The 21,959-nt window shown below is 75.3% G+C and carries 21 protein-coding genes; 10 read left to right on the top strand and 11 right to left on the bottom strand.

The genetic code is table 11. From position 1 onward, the window contains the following. Positions 1–34: 34 nt before the first annotated feature. Positions 35–691, top strand: a complete 657-nt coding sequence (locus tag ACFTWP_RS02090; protein WP_380261673.1) for a class I SAM-dependent methyltransferase — start codon at positions 35–37, stop codon at positions 689–691. A gap of 49 nt (positions 692–740) precedes the next feature. On the opposite strand, the gene ACFTWP_RS02095 is transcribed toward ACFTWP_RS02090, so the two are convergent. Together ACFTWP_RS02095 and ACFTWP_RS02100 are read right to left on the bottom strand one after the other, a co-directional pair. Further along, positions 741–1,487 carry a response regulator gene (locus ACFTWP_RS02095; protein WP_380261675.1) on the bottom strand — a complete coding sequence of 249 codons (747 nt, stop codon included), beginning with the start codon at positions 1,485–1,487 and terminating at the stop codon, positions 741–743. After that, positions 1,484–3,106: an ATP-binding protein gene (locus tag ACFTWP_RS02100; RefSeq protein ID WP_380261677.1), complete on the bottom strand. Its 1,623-nt coding sequence runs from the start codon at positions 3,104–3,106 to the stop codon at positions 1,484–1,486. The genes ACFTWP_RS02095 and ACFTWP_RS02100 overlap by 4 nt, the downstream gene beginning before the upstream one ends. A gap of 161 nt (positions 3,107–3,267) precedes the next feature. On the opposite strand from ACFTWP_RS02100, the gene ACFTWP_RS02105 reads away from it, so the two are divergent. After that, positions 3,268–4,647, top strand: a complete 1,380-nt coding sequence (locus ACFTWP_RS02105) for a cation:dicarboxylate symporter family transporter (RefSeq protein ID WP_380261679.1) — start codon at positions 3,268–3,270, stop codon at positions 4,645–4,647. A gap of 112 nt (positions 4,648–4,759) precedes the next feature. Here the strand turns inward: ACFTWP_RS02105 and ACFTWP_RS02110 are convergent, their stop codons facing one another. The 5 genes from ACFTWP_RS02110 to ACFTWP_RS02130 all read right to left on the bottom strand — a co-directional run bounded on the left by ACFTWP_RS02110 (position 4,760) and on the right by ACFTWP_RS02130 (position 9,989). Beyond that, positions 4,760–5,716 (bottom strand): hypothetical protein, encoded by a 957-nt coding sequence (locus ACFTWP_RS02110; protein WP_380261681.1) that lies wholly within the window; start codon positions 5,714–5,716, stop codon positions 4,760–4,762. A 166-nt stretch (positions 5,717–5,882) separates the two neighbouring features. Further along, positions 5,883–6,293, bottom strand: a complete 411-nt coding sequence (locus tag ACFTWP_RS02115) for a roadblock/LC7 domain-containing protein (protein ID WP_380261683.1) — start codon at positions 6,291–6,293, stop codon at positions 5,883–5,885. 177 nt (positions 6,294–6,470) lie between these two features. Next, positions 6,471–7,271, bottom strand: coding sequence for an MHYT domain-containing protein (locus tag ACFTWP_RS02120; RefSeq protein WP_380261685.1), 801 nt, complete (start codon positions 7,269–7,271; stop codon positions 6,471–6,473). 388 nt (positions 7,272–7,659) lie between these two features. Next, positions 7,660–8,613, bottom strand: a complete 954-nt coding sequence (locus ACFTWP_RS02125; RefSeq protein ID WP_380261687.1) for an ABC transporter substrate-binding protein — start codon at positions 8,611–8,613, stop codon at positions 7,660–7,662. Between the two features lie 308 nt (positions 8,614–8,921). Beyond that, positions 8,922–9,989 (bottom strand): RNA ligase (ATP), encoded by a 1,068-nt coding sequence (locus ACFTWP_RS02130; RefSeq protein WP_380261689.1) that lies wholly within the window; start codon positions 9,987–9,989, stop codon positions 8,922–8,924. 385 nt (positions 9,990–10,374) lie between these two features. Between ACFTWP_RS02130 and modA the strand changes: the two genes are divergently transcribed. The 3 genes from modA (at position 10,375) to ACFTWP_RS02145 (ending at position 13,296) form a co-directional block, all read left to right on the top strand. Continuing rightward, entirely contained in the window at positions 10,375–11,208 is an 834-nt protein-coding gene (gene modA / locus ACFTWP_RS02135; protein WP_380261691.1) for a molybdate ABC transporter substrate-binding protein, read from the top strand. Next, a complete protein-coding gene (locus ACFTWP_RS02140; RefSeq protein ID WP_380261694.1) occupies positions 11,205–12,062 on the top strand; it encodes an ABC transporter permease in 858 nt (285 codons plus the stop codon). The genes modA and ACFTWP_RS02140 overlap by 4 nt, the downstream gene beginning before the upstream one ends. A 109-nt stretch (positions 12,063–12,171) precedes the next feature. Beyond that, positions 12,172–13,296, top strand: coding sequence for an ABC transporter ATP-binding protein (locus ACFTWP_RS02145; protein ID WP_380262124.1), 1,125 nt, complete (start codon positions 12,172–12,174; stop codon positions 13,294–13,296). A 41-nt stretch (positions 13,297–13,337) separates the two neighbouring features. Here ACFTWP_RS02145 and ACFTWP_RS02150 read toward each other — a convergent pair whose 3' ends face one another. Then, the gene (locus tag ACFTWP_RS02150) at positions 13,338–14,003 is read right to left on the bottom strand and encodes a response regulator (RefSeq protein WP_380261696.1); all 666 of its coding nucleotides are present in this window, start codon (positions 14,001–14,003) and stop codon (positions 13,338–13,340) included. Next, the gene (locus tag ACFTWP_RS02155; RefSeq protein ID WP_380261698.1) at positions 14,000–15,253 is read right to left on the bottom strand and encodes a sensor histidine kinase; all 1,254 of its coding nucleotides are present in this window, start codon (positions 15,251–15,253) and stop codon (positions 14,000–14,002) included. The genes ACFTWP_RS02150 and ACFTWP_RS02155 overlap by 4 nt, the downstream gene beginning before the upstream one ends. A 134-nt stretch (positions 15,254–15,387) precedes the next feature. On the opposite strand from ACFTWP_RS02155, the gene ACFTWP_RS02160 reads away from it, so the two are divergent. Together ACFTWP_RS02160 and ACFTWP_RS02165 are read left to right on the top strand one after the other, a co-directional pair. Then, positions 15,388–16,299: an ABC transporter ATP-binding protein gene (locus ACFTWP_RS02160; RefSeq protein WP_380261700.1), complete on the top strand. Its 912-nt coding sequence runs from the start codon at positions 15,388–15,390 to the stop codon at positions 16,297–16,299. Next, positions 16,296–17,153, top strand: coding sequence for an ABC transporter permease (locus ACFTWP_RS02165; protein WP_380261701.1), 858 nt, complete (start codon positions 16,296–16,298; stop codon positions 17,151–17,153). Before ACFTWP_RS02160 ends, ACFTWP_RS02165 begins: the two co-directional genes overlap by 4 nt. Positions 17,154–17,211: 58 nt before the next feature. On the opposite strand, the gene ACFTWP_RS02170 is transcribed toward ACFTWP_RS02165, so the two are convergent. Together ACFTWP_RS02170 and ACFTWP_RS02175 are read right to left on the bottom strand one after the other, a co-directional pair. Beyond that, complete coding sequence (locus ACFTWP_RS02170; RefSeq protein ID WP_380262126.1) at positions 17,212–17,865, bottom strand: response regulator; 654 nt, start codon at positions 17,863–17,865, stop codon at positions 17,212–17,214. Beyond that, positions 17,865–19,073, bottom strand: coding sequence for a sensor histidine kinase (locus tag ACFTWP_RS02175; protein WP_380261703.1), 1,209 nt, complete (start codon positions 19,071–19,073; stop codon positions 17,865–17,867). The genes ACFTWP_RS02170 and ACFTWP_RS02175 overlap by 1 nt, the downstream gene beginning before the upstream one ends. Before the next feature lie 137 nt (positions 19,074–19,210). Between ACFTWP_RS02175 and ACFTWP_RS02180 the strand changes: the two genes are divergently transcribed. Genes ACFTWP_RS02180 through ACFTWP_RS02190 form a run of 3 tightly spaced genes read left to right on the top strand, consistent with a single transcriptional unit; the run spans position 19,211 to position 21,670 of the window. Then, the gene (locus ACFTWP_RS02180) at positions 19,211–20,125 is read left to right on the top strand and encodes an ABC transporter ATP-binding protein (protein WP_380261705.1); all 915 of its coding nucleotides are present in this window, start codon (positions 19,211–19,213) and stop codon (positions 20,123–20,125) included. Further along, positions 20,122–20,907 carry a hypothetical protein gene (locus ACFTWP_RS02185; protein WP_380261707.1) on the top strand — a complete coding sequence of 262 codons (786 nt, stop codon included), beginning with the start codon at positions 20,122–20,124 and terminating at the stop codon, positions 20,905–20,907. Before ACFTWP_RS02180 ends, ACFTWP_RS02185 begins: the two co-directional genes overlap by 4 nt. Before the next feature lie 13 nt (positions 20,908–20,920). Beyond that, positions 20,921–21,670, top strand: a complete 750-nt coding sequence (locus ACFTWP_RS02190; RefSeq protein ID WP_380261709.1) for a hypothetical protein — start codon at positions 20,921–20,923, stop codon at positions 21,668–21,670. Positions 21,671–21,959 lie beyond the last annotated feature (289 nt).

A 21,959-nucleotide genomic window follows, 5' to 3' on the forward strand; every position in this document is an offset into this window, starting at 1 on the left:
CTAAGCTGACCCGCGATCACCGAGGGAGCCACAGATGCCGAAGCAGCCCGACCGCAGCGCCGCGGACACCGGCGACGCGGACGCCGCATCCGCCGCCCACGACGCCGAACTCGCCCGCACCCGCGAGTTCTTCGGCGCCCGCGCCGCGGGCTGGGACGCCAAGTTCCCCGACGACGGCCCGCGCTACGCCGCCGCCGTCGCCGAACTCGGCCTGCGGCCCGGGCAGTCCGTGCTCGACGCCGGCTGCGGCACCGGCCGGGCACTGCCCCTGCTGCGGGCCGCCGTCGGGCCCGACGGCACCGTCATCGGCGCCGACGTCACCCCCGAGATGCTCCGGGAGGCCGCCGTCCACCGCGCGGACGCCACCCTGCTGCTCGCCGACTGCGCCCGCCTCCCGCTGCCGGACGCCGGGCTCGACGCGGTGTTCGCCGCGGGCCTGGTCTCGCACCTGCCCGCGCCGGCGCTCGCCCTGGCCGAACTCGCCCGGGTCACCGCGCCGGGCGGCCTGCTCGCGCTCTTCCACCCGATCGGCCGCGCCGCGCTCGCGGCCCGCCACGGCCGGCAGCTCACCCCGGACGACCTGCGCGCGGAGCCCCGGCTGCGCCCGCTGCTGGCCGGCGCGGGCTGGCGGCTCGTCTCGTACACCGACGCCGACGACCGCTACCTCGCACTCGCGCGGCGCGCGGGCTGAGCCGGGACCGAGCCGCCGGCGGCCCCGGCCGCTGCGGCTGCCGCCGCCGCTACGGCGTGCCGGCCGCGCGCCAGCGGTAGCACAGCTCCGGCCGGCCGACCTGGCCGTACTGGGGCTCGCGGTCGGCGAGGCCGGTGTCGACGAGGTGTTCGAGGTAGCGGCGGGCGGTGATCCGGGAGACCCCGGCGGCGCTGCCCGCGGCGGCGGCGGACAGACCGGTGGCGGCCTCGCGCAGGACGCCGGCCACGGTCTCCAGGGTGGGGGCGCTGAGGCCCTTGGGGAGGGTGCTGCGCTCGGCGGTGCGCAGCACGGCGAAGGCGTGGTCCACCTCGTCCTGGCCGGTGGCCTCGCCGGCGCGGCCCAGCGTCTCGCGGTAGCGGGCGTAGCGCTCCAGCCGGTCGAGCAGCGCGGCCCGGCCGAAGGGCTTGAGCAGGTACTGCACGACGCCGGCCGAGACGGCCTGCCGCACGGTCGCGAGCTCGCGGGCGGAGGTGACGGCGATGATGTCCGCCGGGTGCCCGGCGGCCCGCAGGGAGCGGCAGAGCTGGAGACCGTGGCCGTCGGGCAGGTGGAGGTCGAGCAGGACGAGGTCCACCGGTGTGCCGGCCTCCCGGGCCCGGTCCAGGGCGCGCAGCGCGTCCGCGCAGCCGTGCACGGTGGCGACGGCCCGGAAGCCCGGTGCGCGGTCCACGTGCAGGGCGTGCGCGGCGGCGGCCACCGGGTCGTCCTCGACCACCAGGACGCCGATCGGGCCGGGCGCGGGGCGGGCGGTCGGGCCGGGCGCGGGGCGGGTCATCGGAGCGCCTCCCCGGTCCGCTGCAGCGGCAGCCGGACGGTGAGCACGGCGCCCCGCTCGCGGCCGACCTCGACGGTGCCGCCGTTGCGGCGGGCGGCCTGGGCGACCAGGGCCAGGCCCAGGCCGTGGCCGCTCTGCTTGGTGGTCCAGCCGCGCCGGAACACGTCCTCGACGGCGCGCGGGTCGATGCCGGAGCCGGTGTCGGCGACCCGGAGCAGCAGCCGGCCGTCCTCCACCCGGGCGGTGACGGTCACCTCGGGCGCGTCGCCGTGGCCGGCGGCGCCCTCGACGGCGGCGTCCACGGCGTTGTCGAGCAGGTTGCCGAGCACGGTGACCAGGTCGCGGGCGGGCAGTCCGGGCGGCAGCACGCCGTCGTCGATCCTGCTGTCCTCGGTGAGGGTGAGCTCCACGCCGCGCTCGGCCGCCTGGGCGGCCTTGCCGAGCAGCAGGGCGGCCAGCACCGGTTCGCCGACGGCCGCCACCACCCGGTCGGTGAGCCGTTGGGCGAGGGCGAGTTCGGCGGTGGCGAACTCCACCGCCTGTTCGTGGCGGCCGAGTTCGATCAGCGAGACGACGGTGTGCAGGCGGTTCGCGGCCTCGTGCGCCTGCGCGCCGAGCGCCTCGGAGAACCCGCGCACCGAGTCCAGTTCGCCGGTCAGCGCCTGGAGTTCGGTGTGGTCGCGCAGGGTGATCACGCTGCCGAGGCCGGCGCCGATGGCGGAGGTGTTGAGCACCACCACCCGCTCGGCGGTGAGGTGGACCTCGTCCCGGGCGGGCTCGGGCCCGAGGACGGCCTCGACCAGTGACTCGGGCAGGTCGAGCCCGGCGACCGGCCGCCCCTCCACCTCGCCCGCCAGACCGAGCAGTTCGCGGGCGGCGTCGTTGCAGAGCACCACCCGGTGCTCGCGGTCCAGCAGCACCAGGCCCTCGCGGACGGAGTGCAGAGTGGCCTGGTGGTACTCGTACAGGTGGCTCAGTTCGGCGGCGCCCATGCCGTGGGTGTGCCGGCGCAGCCGGGCGCCGACCAGGTAGCTGCCGAGCCCGCCGAGCGCGAGGGCGGCCAACGCGACGCCGGCCAGCGCGAGCAGCGGGTCGCGCAGCTCCGCGCTGATGGACCGGACCGTGATGCCGACGCTGACCAGCCCGGTCACCCGGTGCCCGTCGTCCAGCACCGGTGTGACCACCCGCACCGAGGGGCCGAGGGTGCCGGTGTAGGTCTCGGTCGAGGTCTGCCCGGCCAGGGCCCGGTCGATGTGCCCGAGGAAGGGCCGGCCGATCTGGGCCGGGTCGGGGTGCGTCCAGCGCACGCCGTGGGTGTCCATCACCGTGACGAAGGAGACCCCGGCGTGCTCCAGCACCTGCTGCGCGTACGGCTGGAGCACCGCCGACGGGTCGGGGCCGGTGACGGCGGCGCGGACGGACGGCGAGTCGGCCATCGCGCGGGCGACCGCGACGACCTGGTTGCGGGCCGCGTCCTCGGCGCGGCCGGCGGTGAACAGGTACGCCAGGACGGCGCCGCCGGCCACCACGGCCGCGACGATCACGACCTGGAGGACGAAGAGCTGCCCGGCGAGGCTGCGCACCCGCCGGCGCGCGGAGGAGGGCGGGCGCTCGGACATGCCAGCCAGTGTGCCCTGCCGAACGGCGGGCCGGACAGGGCGGTGAGCCGGGCCGGGTGTGAACTCTATGAACGCAAACGTGACCCGCGTCACGGCGGCGCCCATAGTCGGAGCGGCCCACCACCCGGGGCCGCCAGGACAGCAGGGCGAAGGAGCCGCAGATGACGATCACCGGGGCAGGACCCGCGAGACGACGGGACCGTACGCACTACCTCTACCTCGCGGTGGTCGCGGCGGTGGTCGCGGGCATCGCCGTCGGGCTGCTCGCGCCCGGCTTCGCGGTCGAGCTGAAGCCGATCGGGACGGGCTTCGTCAACCTCATCAAGATGATGATCAGCCCGGTGATCTTCTGCACCATCGTGCTGGGCATCGGCTCGGTCACCAAGGCGGCCAAGGTCGGCCGGGTCGGCGGGCTCGCCCTCGGCTACTTCCTCGCCATGTCGACCGTCGCCCTGGGCATCGGCCTGGTGGTCGGCAACCTGCTGGAGCCCGGCTCCGGCCTGCACCTCACCCAGGCGCTCAGCAAGGCCGCCCACGCCCAGGCCGCCGCCGGCGAGGCCCAGCACACCACCGACTTCCTGCTCGGGATCATCCCGACCACGATGGTCTCCGCCCTCACCGAGGGCAAGGTGCTGCAGACCCTGCTGGTCGCCCTGCTGGCCGGCTTCGCCCTCCAGGCGATGGGCCCGGCCGGAGCGCCGGTGCTGCGCGGCGTCGAGCACGTCCAGCGGCTGGTCTTCCGGGTGATGTCGATGATCATGTGGGCCGCCCCGGTCGGCGCCTTCGGCGCGATGGCGGCGGTGGTCGGGGCCACCGGCACGGCCGCCCTGAAGAGCCTCGCCGTCATCATGATCGGCTTCTACCTGACCTGCGCGCTGTTCGTCGTGGTGGTGCTCGGCCTGCTGCTGCGCCTGGTCGCCGGGGTGAACGTGTTCGCCCTGCTGCGCTACCTCGGCCGGGAGTTCCTGCTGATCCTCTCCACCTCCTCCTCGGAGAGCGCGCTGCCCCGGCTGATCGCCAAGATGGAGCACCTCGGGGTCAGCCGCCCGGTGGTCGGCATCACCGTCCCCACCGGGTACAGCTTCAACCTGGACGGCACCGCGATCTACCTGACGATGGCCTCGATCTTCATCTCCGAGGCCATGGACAAGCCGATGTCGATCGGCCAGCAGCTCTCCCTGCTGCTCTTCATGGTGATCGCCAGCAAGGGCGCGGCCGGGGTCACCGGCGCCGGCCTCGCCACGCTGGCCGGCGGGCTGCAGTCGCACAAGCCCGAGCTGGTGGACGGCGTCGGCCTGATCGTCGGCATCGACCGCTTCATGTCCGAGGCCCGGGCGCTGACCAACTTCGCCGGCAACGCGGTCGCCACCGTCCTGATCGGCCACTGGACCGGGGAGATCGACCACGGGCGGGCCCGGGAGGTGCTGGCCGGCCGGCTGCCCTTCGACGAGACGACCCTCGTCGACAGCCACGCCCCCGACCCGGCGGCCCAGCTGCCGACCCAGGGCGCCGCGCCCGGCCGGGAGCAGCTCAGCGCCTGAGCCGCCCCGCCCGCGACTCCCCGGCCCGTCGCCGCCTCCCACCCCCGGGCGGCACCGGGCCGGGGCCGTGCGCGACCGCCGCCCGGCAGGCTGAACCGGGCGGCGGTCGCGCTCACTCCACGTCGTCGCCGCTGACCGCCCAGCTGAGGCCGGTCGCCGGATCCTCCAGGGCGACGTGCAGGTAGCGCAGCTCGTCCGCCGGATCGCACCAGGTGAAGCAGCGCAGCCGGGCCACCAGCGCGTTCACCTCGGCACGGTCGGCGCCGCCGGCGCCGGTCATCGCCACCAGGGCCCGCCAGACCACCAGCCGGCCCCGCGCCACCCCGTGCGCCCGGACCCCGGCCCCGGCCTGGACGAGCACCGGGTACGCGGCGGCGAACGGGACGTACCCGCCGGTCACCCGGCGGGCCGGGGCGAACTGCGCGGCCGCCGCCGGAGCCGGGCCGCGCACGCAGGCCACCTGGGCCCAGTCGGCCAGGGCGGCGAACTCCCGGGTCGCCGGCTGCCCGGCGAGGCGCTCCCGCCGCAGCGGCAGGTCGACCGGGCCGAGCCCCTCCCGGGTGGCCGGCAGGGCCAGCAGGGAGCTGCGCGAGCCACCGGACCGCAGGTAGTCGCGGACCCGCCCGCTGTCGCCCCAGCCCGCCACCTCCCAGGACTCCAGCACCAGCGGAACGCCGTCCGGATCGGGCTCCGCGCCGTAGGAGAGGTCCTCCCCGACCAGCACCCTGGTGTGCGCGACCAGGCGGCGCACCGGCGCGGGCCCGAGCAGCGGGGCCAGCCGCAGCCAGGAGTGACGGGTCGCCAGCACCTCCCAGAGCGGCCCCGAGTCGTGGTCACCCACCCCGGCCGCGGTGCCGGGCCCGCCGTCCTCGTCGAACAGCCGGACGGCCACCTCGGGCGGCGCGCCGTGCGCGATCAGGTGGCCCAGCGGGGCCGTCTCGGCCGCCGCACCCGCCTCGCCCGCCCGCACCGAGGCCGCGGCCCTGACCTGCCGGTAGATGCCGAGCAGCTCCGGCCAGCGGCCTTCCTCGGCCAGCGCGTTCAGGCTGCGGTCCTCGTACGTGATCACTTTTGCAGCGTACGTGGCGCCGGCCCGCATCAGCTGACACCGCGTCAGGCCGGTGCGTCGCCGCCCGGCGCTCCCCCGGCCGCCGACCCGTCCCGGTCCGCCCGGGGCCCGCCCGCGAACCGTCCGTGAACCCGCCACCGGCCGGCGCGGGCCCCGGGCGGACGGCTCACCCGCCGACCGCGCCGCGCGGCGCCGCGTCCAGGTGCTCCCCGAACCGGCGGACCAGCCGGCCCATCTCGTACGCGATCAGCCCGAGGTCGGCCTCGGTGGAGGTGAGGACGGCCAGGCAGCTGCTCTCACCGGCGGCGGCCACGCAGAGGAACCCGTGGTCCAGCTCGACCATGGTCCGGCGGACCTCGCCCGCCTCGAAGTGCCGGCCGGTGCCCCTGGCCAGGCTGTGCAGGCCGGAGGCGACCACGGCCAGCTGCTCGCCGTCCTCCCGGCCGAGCCCGGTCGAGGCGCCCATGGCCAGGCCGTCACCGGAGAGCATCACGGCGTGCGTGACCTGGGGGATCCGCGAGACCAGCTCGTCCAGCAGCCAGTCGGGCCCGCGCGCGGGACGGACGGTGCCGATCATCGCGTCCTTCTTCCGGACGAGGGGCGGTCGGCCGACGGGGTTCCGGGGGCGGACGCCCGCGGGGCGCCTGACGCGGTCGGCGGTGCGGTGCGCGACGGTCCGCGGCGTGCTCGCATGGGGAGACCTTCCTGTGGGAGTGGCGGTACCGGGAGGTGCCCGCACGGGTGGTGGAGGCCGTCAGCCGGCGCGGCCGGCCGGCTCGACGGGGTGGAACTCCTCGATCGTCAACTCGGTCGCCGCCGCGTAGGCGGCGCCCTCCTGGGTGGTCGGGGAGAGGGCGACGAAGGCGGCGGTGAGGAGGAGGAAGGAGCCGAGCCCGACGACGAGCGGGAAGACGAACTCCATCGGCGAGGCCCCGCCGAGGTCGGTGCGGGCCGGCTCCAGATGCACCTGGACGGCGGCCATGCCGGTGTAGTGCATGCAGCTCACCGCGATGCCCATCAGCAGGGCGGCGCCGGCCGCGGCGACCAGGTGGCGGATGGTGACGGCGGCCCAGAGGGCGGCGGTGGCGGCGCCGACCGCGATCAGCACGGAGAGGGCGACGGTGCCCGGCCGGTACTCCAGACCGCCGTGCAGGCGGACGGCGGCCATGCCCAGGTAGTGCATGGCCGCGACGCCGAGGCCGGTGGTGAGCCCGCCGAGCAGCAGCGCGCGGCCGCGGTGGCGCCCGCGGCCCACCGCGAACACGCCGAGCCCGGTGACCAGGACGGCGACCAGCAGGCTGAGGACGGTCAGCGGCACGTCGTAGCGCAGCTCGCTGCCGTCGACGGTGAAGCCGAACATCGCCACGAAGTGCATGGTCCAGATGCCCGAACCGATCGCGGCGGCGGCGGTGAGCAGCCAGTTCCGGCGGGAGGGGCCGGTGGCGGAGAGTGCGCGCAGGGTGCAGCGCAGGCCGAGCGCGGCGCCGGCGCAGGCCACGGCGAAGGAGAGCGCGGGGGTCAGCCAGCCGAAACTGAAGTGGTGCATGGTGCCCATGGGACCTCCGGTGGACCGGTCGGGCCCGGGCGACCACTGCGCACCCGGGCTTCACCTCGACCACGCGGTCTGCGGCGGATCGCCGGACGGCGTCCTCGACATATGCCGTCCGCACGTGCGCTTTCGGTCTCGGATGCGACGGACGCTACCGAGCGCCCCGAACGGTCAGGCGAAGATGGGAAAAGCGGCCCACTTCGCGCAGGCCGTGTGCTCGAATGGAATCGTCCCCTGTGTTCGAGCCGGCAGGCCCCCGGAGCCGACTCGACGAGGCGGTCCGCACCCGCGCCGACCCGCCGACCGCCCTGACGCTGCGCCACCGCACGGCCGCCCGTACCGGAGACGGCCGGGGCCGCCGGGGCGAGGTCACCCGCCCGGCGGCCCCGTCCGGTCAGAGCCCGCCGTTGACGATGGCGCTGGAGACGGCCCCGGGCCCGACGTTCCACTTGGCCAGCACCTTGCCGTAACCCCCGTTCCGGATCAGCTGGTCGAGGGCCTTGGCCAGGACGTCGCGCAGCTGCGCGTTCCCCCGGTCCAGCGTGATCCCGTACGGACCGGACTGCACGAAGTGCCCGCTGGTCAGCTGGAACCTGCCCCCGCGATCGGGCGCGGTGGTGTTGTACACCGCCACCGGGTAGTCGTTCAGGCCCGCCACCGCCACACCGCCGCCGACCTCGGCGAGGGCCTGGTCGTCGTTGGTCAGCGCGTGCACCTGGAGGGGCTTGGCCAGCTTGGCGCAGGCCACCGTCTGCCGCGCCATGATCCCGTCCTGGAGGGTGCCGCGCTGCACCGCGACGGTGTGGCCGCAGAGGCTGTCCAGGGTGTTGATGCCGGCCGGGTTGCCGGTCTTGACCACGATCGAGGTGCCGCTCATGAAGTAGTCGACGAAGTCGACGCCCGGATCGGCCTGCCGCCCGTCGTCGTCGGTGCCGGTCTGCCGCTGGCGGGTGTCGATGACCGCCGACATCGCCAGGTCGACCTGCTTCGACTGGACGGCCGGGATCAGCTTCTCGAACGGCATGTCGACGAACTCGGCCCGCAGGCCGAGGTAGCCGGCGAGCGCGTCGGCGAGGTCCGGGTCGAGCCCGGCGGGCCTGCCGTCCGGGCCCTTGAAGTCGACCGGCACGTAGTTGAGGTACGAGCCGATCCGCAGGACGCCGGCCGCCTTGACCGACTGCGGGAGCCTGCCGCGGAGATCGGCGCCGGTACCGGCCGCCGGAGCGGGGTCGGCGGCGCAGCCGGCCAGCAGCAGGCCGCCGACACCGACGGCGGCGAGGGCCCGGGAGGGCGTGTGGAGGGCTCTTGTGGGCGCGAGAGGGCATGCGGAAATGAGGGTGCGAGACATGGTGGTGCTTCGTTCCTGAGGGAGGAGGGGAGAGGGCGCCACCGGAAAGGCTGCCGGGGTGTTCGCAGCGCGGGCCTCTCCCGTTGCCCAGCCGGCCGCCACGGGGTGGGTGGGCAGCCGTCGGTCGAGGCCCGCCGTCGGGGGCGGAAGGCGATCCTCCCATCCCCGACCGCGGTCCCCTCCCCCCAGGGGGCGTTCCGGGACGTCGGGAGGCCCGCAGGCGCGGGCCCCCGGGCCCCACGGGATCCCGGCGAAACACCTACGGCCGTCGGCCCCGACCCCTCCGGGGCCGACCCTTCGCAGCCGACCTACTCGTACTCCGTGCCGCCCTTGCGGGTCAGGTAGGCGCCGCTGACCACCTTGGCGATCGCCCGCCCGCCCAGCAGCGGGCTCCAGCGCTCCTCGACCGGACGCACCACGACGCCCTCGCGCAGGTGCAGCTCCCGGCCGGAGACCGTCTCGCGGCCCTCGGCCAGCTCCAGGACGGTGGCCGGGTCGAACGGACCGCGCCACAGCTCGGGCACCAGCGGCAGCTCCCCGGCCAGCAGGTCGGCCGCGTCCAGCCAGCGCAGCTGCCCGTCCACCACCGCCGAGACGTCGAAGGCCGCGTACCCGGGCAACTCGGTGCGGCCGGACTCGCCGTAGGTCAGGTCCTGCACGCCCGCACCGAACACCTCGCCGAACACGCCCACCCGCTCGGCCCCGAGCCGCTCCGCCAGCCGGGCCGCCACGGCCGGGATGCCGTGCGCCCGTACGGCGCGCCAGTAGAGGTTGCGGTCGTCCTCCTTCAGCGCCAGCCCCTGGGCGCCGATGCCCTTGGACGAGACCTGCACCTCGCCGGTGGCGGCGTGGTAGGTGACCAGGCAGCAGCTTCCGTGCAGCTTCTCGGTCAGCACCACCGGCTCACCGGGCTCGAAGACCTCCGGGAACCGCTTGAGGTTCTCGATGTCCACCCAGGGCAGCAGGTCCGGCGCGCGCTCGACGTCGCCGTTCAGCGCGGTCGGGATCGGCGGCACCCACTTGACGATGCCCAGTGCCTCGGCGAAGTCCTCGCCCTGCTCGGCGGCGGCCGCCAGGTCGGCGTCGGCCAGCGCGGCGGGCCGGCAGACGATGCCCTGGGAGAGCTCGCCGCGCAGCCGCACCGCGCGGACCCGGTTGGCCCGTGCCCCGGCCAGCCGGCCGGTCAGCCCCAGCTCCTCGATCAGCCCGGCGGGCAGGACGGCCTGCTCGGGGATGTACAGGGCCAGCTCGCCCGTCCGGTAGGCGCCCTTGGCGACGACCGCCCGGTAGAGGCCGACCTGCGCCAGCTCCAGGGCGTCGGCGTTCGGGTGCTCCAGGATGGTGAGCCGCTCGGCGGTCACCCGCAGTGTGGACATGGTGGTACCTCCCCCTCGGTCGGGCGGCGGGCGCCCGGGCCGGACGGCGCCGGGTCCGCGGCCGGACCTGCTGATCGAACGGCGACCACTCTCGCGGGTCCCCGCCCCGCCGGCGAGGCATTTTTCGACGGGGCGGTTACGCGTGGGTTTGAGCCATCGCACAGCCGGGCAGCAACCTCGCTGGTCGGCCGCCTGTGCGAAGGAACAGCGGACGGCCACCTCGCATTTGCGGCATTATGATCGCCACAAGGACCGCACCTGCGAGGCCGCCAGGCTTCCTGGCGCACCGTCCGGGGCCGCCCCCTTCCGTCTCACCGCCGCGACGGACCGGTCCACCATCCACGCAGCCCGCGCCCCTTCCGGCGCGCCAGGAGGGGAACACCTCATGACCACCAGTACCCGCAGACTCGTCGTCGCTGCCGCAGCGGCCCTCGCTCTCAGCCTCGGGGTCACCGCCTGCGGCAGCGACGGCGGAAAGTCCGGCGACGCCTCGACGGCCGCCGCCACGGCCGCGGGCTCCTCCCCCGCCGCCGCTCCGAAGCTGGCCGGCGAGGTCAACGTCTTCGCCGCCGCCAGCCTCACCGGGACCTTCACCGATCTCGGCAAGAAGTTCGAGACGGCCTACCCGGGCGTCAAGGTCAAGTTCAACTTCGGCGGCAGCTCGGCACTCGCCCAGAGCATCAACTCCGGCGCCCCCGCGGACGTGTTCGCCGCCGCCAGCACCAGCACCATGAAGACCGTCAGCGACGCGGGCGGCGTCAACGGCACCGCGGCGAACTTCGTCCGCAACACACTGACCATCGCCGTGCCCAAGGGCAACCCCAAGCACATCGCCGCGCTCAAGGACCTCGCCGCCCCGGGCCTCAAGGTCGCGCTCTGCGCGAAGGAGGTGCCGTGCGGCGCCGCCGCCGTGAACGCCCTCAAGGCGGGCGCGGTGGACCTCACCCCGGTCACCCTGGAGCAGGACGTCAAGGGCGCGCTCACCAAGGTCGAGCTCGGCGAGGTGGACGCCTCACTCGTGTACCGGACCGACGTGAAGGCCGATGCTGCGAAGATCGACGGCGTGGACTTCCCCGAGGCCGACAAGGCCGTGAACGACTACCCGATCGCCGCCCTCGCCAAGGCGCCGAACAAGGACACCGCCGCCGCCTTCGTCGCCTACATCCAGTCGGCCGAGGCCAAGCAGGTGCTGACCGCGGCGGGCTTCCAGACCCCGTGAGCACCCGCACCACCCCGCCCGTGAGCTCCGCCGGCGCGGACGGTCCCTCCCCGGGCCGTCCGCGCCGGCGGCGCGGCTCGCGCATGCCCGTCGCCCTGCTGCTGCCCGCCCTGCTCGGCCTCGCCTTCCTGGTGCTGCCACTGGTCGGGCTGCTGGTGCGGGCACCGTGGAGCTCGCTGCCCGAGCAGCTCACCAGCACCGAGGTGTGGGAGGCCCTGCGGCTGTCGCTGTTCTGCGCGACGGCGGCCACCGGCGTGTCCCTGGTGCTCGGAGTGCCGCTCGCCTGGCTGCTCGCCCGCACCGAGTTCCCCGGACGGCGGCTGGTGCGCGCCCTGGTGACGCTGCCGCTGGTGCTGCCGCCGGTGGTCGGCGGCGTGGCGCTGCTGCTCGTCCTCGGCCGCCGGGGCATCGTCGGCCGCTGGCTGGACTCCGCCTTCGGCATCACCCTGCCTTTCCACACCTCCGGCGTGGTGCTCGCCGAGGCCTTCGTCGCGATGCCGTTCCTGGTGATCAGCGTGGAGGGCGCGCTGCGCGCCGCCGACCCGCGCTACGAGGAGGCGGCCGCCACCCTGGGCGCCTCCCGGCTGACCGCGTTCCGGCGGGTGACCCTGCCGCTGATCGCGCCCGGCATCGGCGCGGGCGCCGTGCTGGCCTGGGCCCGGGCGCTCGGCGAGTTCGGCGCGACCATCACCTTCGCCGGCAACTTCCCCGGCAAGACCCAGACCATGCCGCTCGCGGTGTACCTGGCCATGGAGCGCGACCCGGAGGCCGCGATCGCACTGAGCCTGGTGCTGCTGCTGGTCTCCGTCGCCGTCCTGGTCGGCCTGCGGGACCGCTGGATGTCGACCCCGTGACGTGCCGCCGGACGGCGCCCGGAGCGTCGCCGCGGAGGGCGGGCCGGCCGGCCCGCCCCCACCTGTGCCTGTGCCTCTGCCCCCGCCGCTGCGTCTGGACGCCCACGCCATGAACTCCCGCGCCGAACCCTCCCCCGAGCACCCGAGCGCGCCCGCCCGCGCCGGCTCCGACGCGACCGGCACCGCCCTGGACGCCCGGCTGCTCGTCGAGCGCGCCGCCTTCCGGCTCGACCTGGCACTCACCGCCGCCCCCGGCGAGGTGATCGCGCTGCTCGGCCCGAACGGCGCCGGCAAGTCCACCGCGCTGCGCGCCCTGGCCGGACTGCTGCCGCTGACCGGCGGTCACCTGCGGCTGGACGGGCGGACCCTGGAGGATCCGGCCCGGCAGCTGCACACCCCGGCCGAGGAGCGCCCGGTCGGCGTGGTCTTCCAGGACTACCTGCTCTTCCCGCACCTCAGCGCCCTCGACAACGTGGCGTTCGGCCCGCGCTGCCAGGGCCGGCCGAAGAAGGAGGCCCGGGCCGAGGCGGCCGGCTGGCTGGAGCGGATGGGCCTGGCCGACCACGCCACGGCCAGGCCGGGCAGCCTCTCCGGCGGCCAGGCCCAGCGGGTGGCCCTGGCCCGTGCCCTCGCGGTGCGCCCCCGCCTGCTCCTGCTGGACGAGCCGCTGGCCGCCCTGGACGCCCGGACCAGGCTCGACATCCGCTCCCAGCTGCGCCGCCACCTCGGCGAGTTCGAGGCGGTCGCGGTGCTGGTGACGCACGACCCGCTGGACGCCATGGTGCTGGCCGACCGCCTGGTCGTGATCGAGGAGGGCCGGCAGGTCCAGGCCGGTACGCCGGCCGAGATCTCCCGTCACCCGCGCACCGACTACATCGCCCGGCTGGTCGGCCTGAACCTCTACCAGGGCACCGCCGAGGGCCACCGGGTGACCCTCGCGGACGGCCAGGTGCTCAACACCACCGAGGAGCTCTCCGGCCCCGCCTTCGTGGCCTTCCCGCCCTCCGCCGTCACCCTGCACCCCGGCCGCCCCGAGTCCAGCGCCCGCAACGTCTGGCAGCTCGTCGTCGCCGGCCTCGACCTGCACGGCGACCAGGTCCGGGTCGACCTGACCGGTGAACTCCCGCTCGCCGCCGACCTCACCCCGGCCGCCGCCGCCGAACTCGACCTCGCGCCCGGCGGCACGGTCTGGGCCTCGGTCAAGGCCGCCCAGACCCACGCCTACCCGGCCTGAGGACACTGCGGCCCCGCCCGGACGGGCCGTCGGCCGCCACCTCAGCGGGAGGCCGACACCAGGCCCGTCTCGTAGGCGATGATGACTAGGTGGACCCGGTCACGGGCGTCGAGCTTGGCCAGCAGCCGGGTCACGTAGGTCTTCACGGTGGCCACGCTGAGCACCAGTTCGGCGGCGATCTCGCTGTTGGAGCGGCCGCTCCCGACCAGCGTCAGCACCTCGCGCTCCCGGCCGGTGATGCCCTCCGCCGGCCGCGGCGGCGCCGGGGCGGGGGCGGGGGCCGGGCGGTCCGCGAACTCCGCGATCAGGCGCCGGGTGACGCTCGGGGCGATCAGGGCGTCCCCCGCGGCGACCACCCGGACGGCCGCCAGGATCTCGTCCAGCGCCATGTCCTTGACCAGGAACCCGGACGCTCCGGCTCGCAGCGCCGCGTACACGTAGTCGTCGTCGTCGAAGGTGGTCAGGACGACGACCCGGGTCGCACCGGCTCCGGCGGTGACCAGCCGGGTGGCCTCGATCCCGTCCATGCCGGGCATCCGGATGTCCATCACCACCACGTCGGGAGCCAGCTCCCGGACCAGCCGGACGGCCTCGGTGCCCGTCCCGGCCTCGCCGACCACGTCGAGGTCGGGGGCGTCGGTGATGACCATCTGCAGGGCGGCGCGCACCAGCGGCTGGTCGTCCGCGAGGACGACGCGGACGGTCATCGGACCACCGCCCGGACCGGCAGCCGCACCGCCACCCGGAACCCGCCGCCCGGCTGCGGACCCGCCGCGAACTCACCGTCCAGCAGGGCGACCCGCTCGCGCATCCCGACCAGGCCGTAGCCGCCGGCCCCGGCGCCGGCGCCCCGGCCCCGGTCGACCACCTCGATGGACAGCACGTCCTCCCGCTGCTCGACGGCGACCCGGCAGTGGCCGGTCCGCGCGTGCCGCACCACGTTGGTCACCGACTCCTGGATGATCCGGAAGGCCGACAGGTCGACCTCGGCCGGCAGCGGTCGCCGGTCGCCGAGCCAGCTCACCTCGACCCGCACGCCCGCCGCCGTCGTACTGGCGGCCAGCTGCTCCACGTCCGCGAGTCCGGGCGCCGGGTGCAGCGGCGCCGCGGCGCCTCCCTGACCTCCGCCGTCCTGACCCCTGCCGTCCTGGCCGCCCGCGCCCTGACCGTCCAACTCGGCCTGGCGCAGCGCCCCGAGCATCCGGCGCAGCCCCGACAGGGTCTCCCGGCTCGCGGCCTCGACCGCGCGCAGCGCGGCCCGCGCCCGGTCCGGCTGGGTGTCGAAGACCCGGTGGGCGGCGCCGGCCTGCAGCGCCACGATGCCGATGCTGTGCGCGACCATGTCGTGCAACTCCCGGGCGATCCGGAGCCGTTCGTCGGAGACCGCCTGCGCCGCGGCCCGGGCGCCCAACTGCTCGGCGTGCCGGCGGGACTGCCGGGTCGAGTTCCCGACGAACCACGCCACCACGGCCGTCAGGGCCACCGCGAGTTCGGTCGAGGTGCCGATCCGGAAGCCGATCAGCAGGCGCACCACGCCGAACACCACCAGGGTGAGGATCGCCAGCACGAGGGCGGCGAGCGAGACCCGGCGCGGGCGGGCGGCGGCGATGACGCAGAGCGCGACGTCCACGGGCAGGAACTGGACGAGGTTGATCTCCGAGGAGTTCAGTGCCATCGCCCCGGCCGCCGAACCGGCCAGCAGGAGGACGGCCGCCACCAGCGCGTACCGGCGCAGCAGCCGACTGCCCACCGCGGTCAGGGCGGCGGCCGGGATCAGGAACACCCACTGCGAGCGCAGCGGCAGCCCCAGGTCGACCGGGAACCCGTGCGGCGCGCCGCTCTCGCCCGGCAGCCGCACCAGCACCAGGAAGGAGTAGGCGGTGCCCGCGCACCACGCGAGCGCCGTCCACACACCGGGCGGTACCCGTCTGATCAGCGGAAGCGGCGGCGAGGACATGCGCCGATGGTAGCCGCGCCGCCCGGGCCCGGGCATCGGACCACGGGTGTACAACCACGGTCGACACCGCCGCCCGCCGACTGCCACCGGTGGGCCGATGCCCCGCCGAGGCCGCCCACGGCACCGTTGGCCGGGTGATCGAAGTCAACGGACTGACCAAGCGATACGGCGGGACCACCGCCGTCGACGACCTGACCTTCACCGTGCGTCCGGGGCGGGTCACCGGGTTCCTCGGCCCCAACGGCGCCGGCAAGAGCACCACCCTGCGGATGATCCTCGGCCTCAACGCGCCGACCGGCGGGAGCGTCACCGTGGACGGGCAGCCGTTCCGGGGCCGCCCGCGCGGGCTGCGGCACGTCGGTGCGCTGCTCGACGCGGCCGACGTGCACGGCGGCCGCAGCGCCGCCGCGCACCTCGCGGTACTGGCCCGCAGCAACGCGATCCCGCGCGAGCGGGTGGCGCAGGTACTGCGGGAGGTCGGCCTCGCCGAGGCCGGGCGGCGCCGGATCGCCGGATTCTCCCTGGGCATGAAGCAGCGGCTGGGCATCGCCGGCGCGCTGCTCGGCGACCCGCCGGTGCTGCTCTTCGACGAACCGCTGAACGGGCTCGACCCGGAGGGCGTGCGGTGGGTGCGCGGCCTGTTCCGGCAACTCGCCGGCGAGGGGCGGACGGTGCTCGTCTCCAGCCACATGATGCGGGAGATGGAGAACACCGCCGACCACCTGGTGGTGATCGGCCGGGGCGCCCTGATCGCCGATCAGAGCCTGGCCGAGTTCGCCGGACGGGGCGCCCGGCCGAGCGTCACCGTCCGTACGCCCGAGCCGGACGCGCTGACGGCCCTGCTCACCGCCCAGGGCGCCGCGGTGCGGCCCGACGGGGAGGGAGCCCTCGCGGTGACCGGCCTGACCGGGCCCCGGATCGCCGAACTCGCCTTCGAGCGCCGTCTCCTGCTGACCGAACTGACCCCTCGCGGCCTCTCGCTGGAGCGGGCGTTCATGGAACTCACCGCCGACCACGCCGACCACCTCGCCGGAGACCCCCGATGACCACCTCCGCGGCCCCGTTCCGCCGCCCACCGTCCACCCCCGCGCCGCGCGACCGGTTCGGCGACCTGCTCGCCGCCGAGTGGCTCAAGCTCTGGTCGCTGCGCTCGATGCGCTGGGCCTTCCCGTTGAGCGCCCTGACCCTCGTCCTGCTGAACGTGAACGCGGCGGTCGCCGACTACCAGAACTGGCCGCGCTACGACGAGCGGACCAAGGCGGACTTCGTCCCGTTCGGCGCCTACAACGACGCCTTCACCAACAACACCGGGATCACGCTGATGCTGGTCGCCGGCAGCCTGGGCGCGATCACCATCGTCGGCGAGTACTCGACCGGCCTGATCCGCACCAGCTTCGCGGCCGTACCCGCCCGCCGCGCCCTCGTCTCGGCCAAGCTGGCCGTCGTCACGGCGGTGATGCTGGTGTACGGCGCCCTGGTCGCCGGAACCTCCTTCGGGGTGTCCCAGGCGATCCTGTCCGGGCGGCACATCGGCCTCCCGATCGACTACCCGGGTGCCTGGCGCGGAGTGCTCGCCTCCGCGTTGCTGGCGCCGGTGTGCGCCCTGACCGGCTTCGCCCTGGGCGCCCTCGTCCGGCACAGTGCCACCACCATCGTCGCGGTGGTGTCGGTGCTCCTGCTGGTGCCCAACTTCCTCAGCCCCGACCGCCACTGGACCGCGGTTCTCTACCACCTGTTCCCGTTCCGCGCCTGGCAGCGACTGGGGGAGCTCGAATCGACGAGCGGCGGCTGGCGGGAGGCCTATCCGTCGACGACCGGCGGGGCCTGGCTGGTGTTCCTGCTCTGGCCGCTGGTGTCGGTGCTGGTCACCCTGGTGGTGGTCGACCGCCGCGACGTCTAGACCCGGCCCGGCGCGGCCGGAGTTCGTCGCCGGGGCCGGCCCCGGCGACGAGCCGTCGTCAGGCACCGTCGGGCGCGACGAACCCCGACTCGTAGGCGGCGATCACGGCCTGGGTGCGGTCCCGGGCCCCGAGCTTCGCCAGCACGCTGCTGACGTGCGTCTTGACGGTCTGCACGCCCAGGAAGAGCTGCTCGGCGATCTCGCCGTTGGAGAGCCCGCGCGCCACCAGCCGCAGGACTTCGGCCTCCCGCTCGGTCAGCGCCGCGCGGGTCATCGCCTGCCGGGCGGGGAGGTTGCCGTGCCCGGCGGCGAGCCGTCGGATCGCGGCCGGGAACAGCAGCGACTCCCCCGCCGCCACCAGCCGCACCGCGTGCGCGATCTCCGCCGGGCGCGAGCGCTTGAGCAGGAACCCGTCCGCGCCCGCCCGCAGCGCCTGGTAGACGTAGTCGTCGTTCTCGAAGGTGGTGACCACCAGGATCTTCGGCGGCTCCGGGCAGCCCTCGATCAGCCGCCGGGTGGCGGTCAGCCCGTCCATGTCGGGCATCCGGACGTCCATCAGCACCACGTCGGGGCGCAGCGCCCGCGCCAGCTCCAGGACCTGCGAGCCGTCCGAGGCCTCGCCGACCACCCGCAGGTCGCCCTGGGCCTCCAGCACGGCCCGCAGGCCGGCCCGGACCAGCGCCTCGTCGTCGACCACCAGGATGTCGATCATCACACCCCCAACCTTAGGGGCAGCCGGACCGACAGCACCCACTCGTCGTCCTGCCGGCCGGCCGAGGCCTCGCCCCCGAGCAGGGCGGCCCGCTCCCGGATGCCGCGCAGGCCCTTGCCGCCGCTCGCCCGGGAACGGCCGGGCCCGGTCGTCGCGTTGACGCAGCGAAGCTCCAACTCGCCGTCGCGGACGGCGATCCGGACGGCGATCGGCTCACCCGGCGAGTGCCGCAGCAGGTTGGTGACCGCCTCCTGGACGATCCGGTAGGTCTCGCGGGACAGCACCCCCGGCAGCGCCCCCCTCGGGACGTCGATCCAGGCCTCGACCGGACTGCCGGCCGCCCGGGCCGCGTCGAAGAGCTGCGGAAGCCGCTCGATGCCGGGCTGCTCGGTGGCCGCGCCGCCGGGCCGGTCGCGCAGCAGCACGAGCGTGCGCTCCAGGTCGTCCATCGCCCGCCGGCCGGTCTCCTCGATCACCTCCAGCGCCTTGGCCACGAAGGCCGGATCGCCGACCTCGCGGGCCGCCCCGGCCTGCAGCACGGTCACCGTCAGCGCGTGGCCGATCGAGTCGTGCAGTTCGCGGGCCAGCCGGTTGCGCTCCAGCAGCCGCTCCGCGCGCAGTTCGGCCTCGGCCAGCCGCTCGGCCGGCGAGGGGCCCAGCAGCCGCACGGCCATCGCCAGTTGCAGCCGCCCGGCCCAGACCAGCGCCCAGCCCGCGCCGAACAGCAGGACCGGCGCGAGCAGCGGGTACCAGGGGTCGCCGCCGGCCGGGAGCGCATGCCCGTACAGCACCAGCGGGGTGTCCCGGTACGGGCTGCCGATCAGCAGGGTGGAGACGGTGAGGGTGTTCACGCTCAGCAGTCCGACGGCCATGCCGAGGGCGACCCGGGCGATCAGCCAGGTCGCGGTCCGGCGCCGGTCGGCCCAGCCGCGCGAGCGCTCGACCCCGATGTCCTCCTCGCGGGCCGGCATCAGCAGCAGCCGGGCCTGCACCCCCTCGGCCCGCCGCATCGCCGGGACGAGCGCCGCCAGGGCGAGCAGCACGCTGTCGAGGGCGGCGGCGGAGGTGACCAGCCGGAGCCAGCCGACGCCCTCCTCGATGCCCGGATAGACCATCAGCACCATCCCGGCGAAGACCATGCCGACCAGCAGGTGCAGCCACCTGGCGTAGGTGGTGGCGGCGAACAGCGGGGCGATGATCGTGGGCACCCCGCCATCGTGCCAGTCCGCCCCGGCGGCCTGCCTCCCTCGCGGGAGGGAGGCAGGTCCCCTCCCCGGCGGGATCCGCCGGCCCGGCCCGAACCGGTGGAATGGAGCCCGGCCGCCAACGAGTCGGGGAGACAGTGATGATCGAGGTCCAGGGCCTCAGCAGGACGTACGGGCAGACCCGCGCCGTCGACGACCTCGGCTTCGAGGTCAGGCCGGGGGTGGTGACCGGGTTCCTCGGGCCGAACGGGGCCGGCAAGACCACCACCATGCGGATGATCCTCGGCCTGGACCGGCCCACCGCCGGCCGGGCCCTGATCGCCGGCCGCCCGTACACCGAGCTGGCCGACCCGCTGCGCCAGGTCGGCGCCCTGCTGGACGCCCACGCCGTGCACGGCGGCCGGACGGCGCGCGGCCACCTGCGCTGGCTGGCGCACAGCAACGGCCTGCCGGACTCCCGGGTGGACGCGGTGCTCGCCCAGGTCGGGCTGGCGGACGTCGGCCGGCGGCGGATCAGGGGCTTCTCGCTGGGGATGCGCCAGCGGCTCGGGGTGGCCGCCGCGCTGCTCGGCGACCCGCCGGTGCTGATGCTGGACGAGCCGGTCAACGGCCTCGACCCGGAGGGCATCCGGTGGATCCGGACCCTGCTGCGCGGCCTCGCCGCCGAGGGCCGGACGGTACTGGTCTCCTCGCACCTGATGTCCGAGATGGCCCTGACGGCGGAGCACCTGGTGGTGATCGGCCGCGGCCGGCTGCTGGCCGACGCGAGCACGGCGGACTTCATCGCCCGGCACGGCCGCACCCGGGTCCGGGTCCGCGCCGTCGACCCCGACAAGCTGGCCCGCCTGCTGCGCGGCCCGGGCTCCGGGCTGAGCGCCGAGCCGGTCGAGGACGGCGCCTGGGAGATCACCGGCGCCGAACCCGAGCGGATCGGCGCGCTGGCCGCCGCGAACGGCGTGGTGCTGTACGAGATCGCAGTCCAGCAGGACTCGTTGGAGGAGGCCTTCATGCGGATGACCGCCGACAGTGTCGAGTACCGGGCGGTGACGGCATGAGCACCGCGACCGCCCTCACCCGCCCCCCGCGCACGGGGGCCCCGCAGCGGCTCACCACCGTGCTGCGCTCCGAGTGGACCAAGCTCACCACCCTGCGCTCGCAGTGGATCACCCCGCTGATCGGGGTGGCCCTGACGATCGGCGTCGGCTACGCCGTCAACGCCGCCTACGGCAAGGACGACGCCTCGCTGCTGGACGACCCGAGCGTCGGCATCTACTTCGGCCTCAACTTCGGCCAGGTGGCGATCGCCTGCTTCGGCATCCTGCTGCTCGGCCAGGAGTACGGCTCGGGCACCATCCGCACCTCGCTCACCGCGGTGCCCGACCGCGGCCGGCTGTACGGCGCCAAGCTGCTGCTCGGCGCCGGGGTGGGGCTGCTGCTGGGCCTGGTCTCGACCGCCGGGGCCCTCCTCGCCGCCGGCGCCACCGTGGACGTCGCCCTGGACGCCCCGGCGACCGCCCGGAGCATCGTCGCGGGCGTGCTCTACCACCCGCTGCTGGTGGTCATCTGCTTCGGCGTCACCGCCATGCTGCGCAACCTGACCGCCGCGATGGGCCTGCTCACCCCCGCCGTCTTCCTCGGCACCACCTGGCTGGCCGCCATCCCCGGGGTCCGCGAGGTCGGTCAGTTCCTGCCCGACCGGGCCGGCCAGTACGCGCTGCGCCACCAGGACGCCCCGGGCGTCCACTACGGCCACTGGACCGGTCTGCTGATCATGGCGCTGTGGGCCGGCGCCGCGGCCTACGGCGGCCTGCGCGCGATGCGCCGGCACGACGCCTGAGCGGGTGCCGACGATGACCGTCACCGCCGCCACCGTCCTCCGCTCCGAGTGGACCAAGCTCACCACCCTGCGCGTCACCTGGGCGGTGCCACTCGCCGGAACCGCCCTCGGCGTCGCCGTCGGAGCCGTCACCTGCGCCCTGATCGGGGACGTCCAGCCGCTGCTGATCGAGGACCCGAGCGTCGCCCTCTACTACGGCCTGACCGTGTTCCAGACGGTCTTCGTCTGCTTCGGCGTGCTGCTGATCGGCCAGGAGTTCCACTCCGGCACCGTCCGCACCGCACTCACCGCGGTACCCGACAGGGCCCTGCTGTACGGCGGCAAGCTCGCCGTCGGCGCCGGCTACGCCCTGGGCCTGGGCCTGGTGCTCGCGGTCGGCTCGTTCGCCGCCGGCCGGGCCCTCCTCGACCACCCGCCGGGCTGGACGGACCCGGGCGTGCCGCGCAGCCTGGTGGCCGCCGCGCTCCACCCGCCGCTGATGACCGTGCTCTGCCTCGGCGTCACCGCCATGCTCGGCAACCTGACCGTCGCGATGGGCCTGCTGGTGCCCACCGTGCTGTTCGGCACCAGCCTGCTCGGGGCCCTCCCCGGCGGCCGCGCAGTGCACCCGTACCTGCCCGACCAGGCCGGCCTGTACGCGATGCGCCTCGCCGTGGACGCGGACGTCCCGTACCCCCACTGGGCCGGGACGGCGGTGCTCGCCCTGTGGGCGGGCCTGGCGGCCCACGGCGGCCTTCGCAGGTTCCGCCGGTACGACGCCTGAGGCCAGGAGGAACGAGGAACGGGAGTCCGGGGGGCATTCCCCGGACTCCCGTGGGACGGGACCACCGCCGTACGTCCCCCGTCGGGGCCCGTCCCGTTGTACCCGGCGGGCCGCCGAACGCCGTCCCGGAGTCGTCCCCCGTCCCCCGGACCGCGCCTGGTCGGCCCGCCCGAGCCGCACCTCCATCCTCGACCGCGGCGGGCCCGGCCACCAGCTTCGATCTGCACACCGGGGCGGCCGGGAGGTAACACCCCGCCCAGTCACCGGGCCGGCGGAGTCGCAGTCCCGT

Source organism: Kitasatospora sp. NPDC057015 (genome assembly GCF_042673745.1).
Classification (GTDB): domain Bacteria; phylum Actinomycetota; class Actinomycetes; order Streptomycetales; family Streptomycetaceae; genus Kitasatospora.

Coding starts and splice junctions, on each gene's coding strand:
- ACFTWP_RS02145 (WP_380262124.1), top strand. CDS start 12,172: ATGAACTCCCGCGCCGAACCCTCCCCCGAGCACCCGAGCGCGCCCGCC.
- ACFTWP_RS02165 (WP_380261701.1), top strand. CDS start 16,296: ATGACCACCTCCGCGGCCCCGTTCCGCCGCCCACCGTCCACCCCCGCG.
- ACFTWP_RS02095 (WP_380261675.1), bottom strand. CDS start 1,487: ATGACCCGCCCCGCGCCCGGCCCGACCGCCCGCCCCGCGCCCGGCCCG.
- ACFTWP_RS02090 (WP_380261673.1), top strand. CDS start 35: ATGCCGAAGCAGCCCGACCGCAGCGCCGCGGACACCGGCGACGCGGAC.
- ACFTWP_RS02150 (WP_380261696.1), bottom strand. CDS start 14,003: ATGACCGTCCGCGTCGTCCTCGCGGACGACCAGCCGCTGGTGCGCGCC.
- ACFTWP_RS02120 (WP_380261685.1), bottom strand. CDS start 7,271: ATGGGCACCATGCACCACTTCAGTTTCGGCTGGCTGACCCCCGCGCTC.
- ACFTWP_RS02125 (WP_380261687.1), bottom strand. CDS start 8,613: ATGTCTCGCACCCTCATTTCCGCATGCCCTCTCGCGCCCACAAGAGCC.
- ACFTWP_RS02105 (WP_380261679.1), top strand. CDS start 3,268: ATGACGATCACCGGGGCAGGACCCGCGAGACGACGGGACCGTACGCAC.
- ACFTWP_RS02100 (WP_380261677.1), bottom strand. CDS start 3,106: ATGTCCGAGCGCCCGCCCTCCTCCGCGCGCCGGCGGGTGCGCAGCCTC.
- ACFTWP_RS02130 (WP_380261689.1), bottom strand. CDS start 9,989: ATGTCCACACTGCGGGTGACCGCCGAGCGGCTCACCATCCTGGAGCAC.
- ACFTWP_RS02115 (WP_380261683.1), bottom strand. CDS start 6,293: ATGATCGGCACCGTCCGTCCCGCGCGCGGGCCCGACTGGCTGCTGGAC.
- ACFTWP_RS02185 (WP_380261707.1), top strand. CDS start 20,122: ATGAGCACCGCGACCGCCCTCACCCGCCCCCCGCGCACGGGGGCCCCG.
- ACFTWP_RS02180 (WP_380261705.1), top strand. CDS start 19,211: ATGATCGAGGTCCAGGGCCTCAGCAGGACGTACGGGCAGACCCGCGCC.
- ACFTWP_RS02170 (WP_380262126.1), bottom strand. CDS start 17,865: ATGATCGACATCCTGGTGGTCGACGACGAGGCGCTGGTCCGGGCCGGC.
- modA (WP_380261691.1), top strand. CDS start 10,375: ATGACCACCAGTACCCGCAGACTCGTCGTCGCTGCCGCAGCGGCCCTC.
- ACFTWP_RS02190 (WP_380261709.1), top strand. CDS start 20,921: ATGACCGTCACCGCCGCCACCGTCCTCCGCTCCGAGTGGACCAAGCTC.
- ACFTWP_RS02155 (WP_380261698.1), bottom strand. CDS start 15,253: ATGTCCTCGCCGCCGCTTCCGCTGATCAGACGGGTACCGCCCGGTGTG.